Raw genomic sequence first — 4698 nt, forward strand, 5'->3', positions numbered from 1 at the left:
CGCTTCCAGCCGCTCCCACTGTGCATCCGTCAGATCGCCACGAGACATCTGAAGATCGTTTCACGACCTTGATCAACATCTCAAACACGTCCTAGCTCCCGGACTGGTGCCCGCCGTCCGAGCCCGCCTCGACGGCCCGCCCTTGCTCCCATGCCAGTAGCACGTGCTCGCTGTCGGCGGCCTCCTGAGTGAGCCGGATGACCACCTTCTCGTCGCTGCCGTACAGCCCGACCCAGTCGCGCCAGCTACGGCGGGCGGTCGTGTCATCGGCCCACTCGCCGATGACCATCGGGCCGCCGGCCACGAAAGGCCCTGGTGGACGTGGCGCTGGACGTGGACGTGGACCGCTACGTGAAGCTGTACCTGGAGACGGTGGAACGGTCCTAGGGTCTGTCAGGCGGATCAGGCCGGCGCACTGGCCAGCAGCACCGTCATCTGCAGGCCGCTCGCCTTCCCAGACAGCAAGGTCATAAGTCATGGGCGAAGCCTGCCATCCCACACCGACAGCAGCACCGACGGACCAGATCGCCTGAGACGAAGAGCGAGTCGGACCAGATCAACTGAGATCGGAGCCAGATCGCAGAAGACGGGACACGCTTCAGTCTGTCCTGTGCCATCAAAAGTTGAGGGCGTGTCATCGAACCTTGAGCGTTTGCCATCGAAGATGGAGTGGCGTGCGTTCAGGAGGGCTTGGAAGGACGTGCCAGCACGACTGGGACTTCGAGGATGTCCTCACGTGCCGCAAGGCTGTAGTCGAGTGATATCAGGCTGAGAAGACGCAACTGACGTCCGTGCTCGGCTGCTGCCTCCATCTTGTGGTGTCCGTCCAGGAGGAAATGCGCAAGGTGCCAGTCGTCTGCGCAGATATCGAGTACCGAGAGGCTGAGGCAGGTCGGAGCAGAGCTGACAGCCAGGCGTATGGCCTGTTCCTCCACCGTCCGCCGGTCATTCCAGCTCGGCGGCACCATCGGCACTACGAACTCATACAGGCGTGGGCTCAGGAACTCATATCGTCGAGGGACCAACCGCCAAGAGGCGGAACGGTAGTACGGCGTTCGCGGGTAGTGTGGCAAGCCCCAAAAGCCGTCGTTGTCTTGATCTTCGGAAAAGTAGTCGCCGGCCTGCATGGGCATGACGAGCCGCGGTGGCAGCTCCTCCAGTATGGGTAGGTATTCACCTCTTGACAGGAGCGCCGAAACGCACTTTATGACGTCATTATCCACACAGCTGAGGCCTTCGTTGAGGCATTCCTGGAGGACGTCCAGGGACAGAGCGTGATTGGCTCCGTACAGTCGCTCGAACAAGAAGGGACAGGTGCCGCACCAGAAACTCAACTCGAAGGCAAGTTCGCCATCGAGCGTCAGATACCGGCCACCTGGCGCACGGTCTGGAACGTTCCCGCCATCGACGAAACGAAGAGGCGCATCAGAGCAGCCAAGCCTCACGAACGGCCGTTGGTCGAGGATGTAGGACTCGGCGGTCACTGAGAGTGTCCATTGGTAGACGGTGATCTGCCTGCTTTAGTGCCATTCTGCATCCCCGACCCGTCAGGCGCAGATCAGCCTGGGAGACCGCCACGGGTTTCCGGCGGACGCCTAAGCGTGCTCAACCTTGAATGGCACACGCTCAAGCTTCGATCGCACAGGACACAGTCGGCGGGTTTCGTCAAACGCCGCGCTCGGGACGTGGCAGGGAGATCAATGCGGTCTGTACTTCAGGAGTCAGCAGCTGCGCCGACTGCTGGTTCGCCCACTTCTTCGTTGAGTCGGTCAACGGCGATCATCGCCGCATCGTCCGTTAGGTGGCCCCCGGTGTGACGGATCAATGCCTGGTGCAGTTGTTCCAGGAACTGCGACGGAGTCCAGGTGGGCACCGCTTCCATGGCCTCGGGCAAGGCGAAGAAGACGCTGTCGGGATTGCGGGCTTCGATCACGCCGTCGGTGTACAGCAGCAGATAGTCACCGGGTGTGAGCGGAAAGCTCTCCGCCTTGGCGGGAGGACCGGTGATGAAGTCGTCCAGGCCCAGGGGTGGCAGTGGTGAGCTGGGCATCAGGGCGTGAACCTTGCCCTGGTGCAGTAGCAGCGGAGGCGGATGGCCGCGATTGACCACCTGGACCTCGAGGCTGTCGGGCACCTGAGCCACGAGTGCGGTGACGAAATCCTCCGCCTGGTCTTCCCTCTCGTCCGGGTCTTCCGCGCCCGGCGCGGCTCGCTCCCGGTGCAGCGCAGCCGCGCAGTGGTTCATCACCTCCACCAGGTCGTGCTCATAGTGCGCGGCCTCCCGGAAGGCGTTCAGCACGGCCGCGGCCAAACCCACAGCGGGCAGCCCTTTGCCGCGGACGTCGCCCACGATCATCCGGACCCCGTACCGGGTCTCTACGGCCTCGTACAGATCGCCGCCGATCTGCGCTCCCGTCTCGGCCGCGAGATACATGCTGGCCGCCCGTACCGGCCCCAGCCGGGCTGGTACGGGCCGCAGCATGACTCTTTGCGCTGCCACGGCAACCCGGCGAACCTGGTCGAGCTCGCTCTGCCTGCGCGTGCGCACAGCCTTACTCGTGATGACACTGGCCACGGACACCACGAGGAGGCCCAGGAGGTTGCTGTAGATCAGCAGGCCACCCCACGCCTCGTGCAGGGTGGTGGTCGCCAGGCTGACGGCCAGAGCTCCAGCCGCTGCCGCAAGGGTGCCTTTCGGGCCCATCGTCAGCGAAGCCAAGGCCGGCATCGCGACGAGGAGAGGGCCGGTGTAGATATCGTGCGCAGGCGAGAGCTCGATCCCCAGCCCGAGCAGTATGATCACGAATGGCACGCACTGCGCGACTCGGAAGAGAGCCCGGCTATGACCGCCCGCTCCGGACGGAGGAGCTAGGCGGAAGAGCATCCGCATGGATACAGCCTGCCCCGCTGGAGTGGACTGTTCCACTCATCGCTGCCCGGGCGTCCGGGGCCGTGACCGGCACGCGCCGCACCTCGACTCCATCGCCTCTCACATCGACCAACCCGCCTTCAGACGGTGAGCACCGGCAAGCACGACGGACGGCTCGCCTTCACCGTTCGTGCGCTCGACAGCCCGTCGCCGGAGGCGTCCGCCGCACTCAGTGAGTACGCCTCCGGGCTAGCCGCCCGCGTTGACGAGCAGGCCCACCAAGTAAACGCTCACCCGCCGACTGAAGCACTCAGCCGCCAAGTGAAGCGCTCAGTCACATCCGGGCTCGCAGGCTGTTCGGGGCGCGGCTGCTACAGGTCGAACTCGATGTGCTCGATGTCCGTGAAGCGGACCTCCTCCAGCTGCCCGGCGCGGCGGCCGTTGTCCTGGAAGTACACCTCCTTGAGCCCTTCGGCTGCGATCTCGCGCAGCTGCTGGTCACTGGCGCCGGCCTCTTGAGCTTCGAAGAGGCGGGCGGCGTAGCGGGGCGGAAGGGCGACGGTCAGGTGCCGGAGCCGGTCCTCGTCAGTGGAGCCGATCGGCGCGGTGTAGCCGATCCGGGCACGGGCGTCGATGACGATGCCGCCGGTGGTCGCCGCCTGCCGCCGGGCCTTTGCCCGGATCTGCGGCTGCCACCGCTTCTTCACCTCGCGCTCCAGGCGCGCGGCGAGATCGGCGCGGGGCTTCCTGATCTGGTCCTTCACGTACCGTTCGACGGTGCGCTGGGAGATGCGCAGCATCTGGGCGACCGGCTTGGTGCCTTTGAGCTGCTTGACCAGGTATCGCATCTGCGCGCCCGCGCTCTTGGGCGCCGGACGGGTGAACGCCTTCTGCACCGCGGTGTCCAGGCCGTCCCCGAACAGGCTCATCGTCGCCCTCTCCTACTCTCCGTTGTCGGCGTCGGTGACGGTGCCGTCCTTGATGTACCGGGCGAGGTTGAGCTCCGGGGCGTTGAACCGCTCGCGGACCTCCTCACCCCACAGCACGGACTGGGTGCCCTCGTGCTTGACCAGGCCGGGGTTGATGCCGAGCTTGAAGCCGCCGGGCAGCGGCTTGCCCTCCCGGTACGGCAGGAAGTCCAGCGGGCTCTCGCCGTTGGCCGCGTAGACGACGCAGTCGGAGAGGATCGCGACCGGGTACTGGCCGGTGTACGACGCGTGCTTGACGATCTTGCGGTGCAGGTTGATCCGGGTGCGGGAGATGACCGCCGCGCGGATGTCCGGCCGCCAGGTCGGACGGGACAGCGCCCGCCACGGCTCGCCCGGCCGCCAGCCCTCACCCCGGGGACGCTCACGCAGCTTGCCCAGCCCGCCCTTGACCGTTGCCTTGATCGCCGAGACGGCGATCGCCAGCTCCGGGTCGCGTTCCTTGTAGCCGTCCATCGCCGCCAGGAAGTCGGCCGGCGACAGGTCCGCGTCCACGCCGAGGTCGGCCATCGTGGCGAGGTAGGCGTCCCGCAGCCGGTTGTACCAGCCGTCCAGGTAGCGGCCGTTCTCGTAGCGCACCCACGCCTCGATCGGCCGCACCTCGTAGCCCAACTCCACCGCGTACGCCACGGTCGGTGTCGCGTACCAGGCCGGGCCTTCGGGACGCTCGCCCTTCGGTGTGAACGGGCTGGGCAGCAGACTTGCGTCCAGCTCCGCCCACTTGTCCTTGGCAGCCTTCACCCGGGACCCGACGAGTCGAGATTCTGCATGCCTGACGCGACGGCGCCGAAGGCCTGCGCGAAGTTCTGCAGGTGCCCCGCCGTCTCGCGCAGCTTCGCCGGG

5 protein-coding genes and 1 pseudogene are annotated in these 4698 nt (G+C 66.1%); all 6 read right to left on the reverse strand.

Annotated features, from left to right (window positions below; translation table 11 throughout):
- Positions 1–91: 91 nt before the first annotated feature.
- Positions 92–304: a hypothetical protein gene (locus tag ABZ471_RS47770; protein WP_359075425.1), complete on the reverse strand. Its 213-nt coding sequence runs from the start codon at positions 302–304 to the stop codon at positions 92–94.
- A gap of 376 nt (positions 305–680) precedes the next feature.
- Complete coding sequence (locus tag ABZ471_RS47775; protein ID WP_359075426.1) at positions 681–1484, reverse strand: hypothetical protein; 804 nt, start codon at positions 1482–1484, stop codon at positions 681–683.
- A 230-nt stretch (positions 1485–1714) separates the two neighbouring features.
- Positions 1715–2803: a PP2C family protein-serine/threonine phosphatase gene (locus ABZ471_RS47780; protein WP_359075427.1), complete on the reverse strand. Its 1089-nt coding sequence runs from the start codon at positions 2801–2803 to the stop codon at positions 1715–1717.
- A gap of 437 nt (positions 2804–3240) precedes the next feature.
- Entirely contained in the window at positions 3241–3798 is a 558-nt protein-coding gene (locus ABZ471_RS47785) for an XRE family transcriptional regulator (RefSeq protein WP_359075428.1), read from the reverse strand.
- A 12-nt stretch (positions 3799–3810) separates the two neighbouring features.
- Positions 3811–4602, reverse strand: a pseudogene (locus tag ABZ471_RS47790) (transcriptional regulator); the annotation flags it as partial.
- The gene (locus ABZ471_RS47795; protein WP_359075429.1) at positions 4593–4688 is read right to left on the reverse strand and encodes a hypothetical protein; all 96 of its coding nucleotides are present in this window, start codon (positions 4686–4688) and stop codon (positions 4593–4595) included. The gene ABZ471_RS47795 and the pseudogene ABZ471_RS47790, both read right to left, overlap by 10 nt.
- Between the last annotated feature and the right edge of the window lie 10 nt (positions 4689–4698).

Source organism: Streptomyces sp. NPDC005728 (assembly GCF_040630895.1).
Classification (GTDB): domain Bacteria; phylum Actinomycetota; class Actinomycetes; order Streptomycetales; family Streptomycetaceae; genus Streptomyces.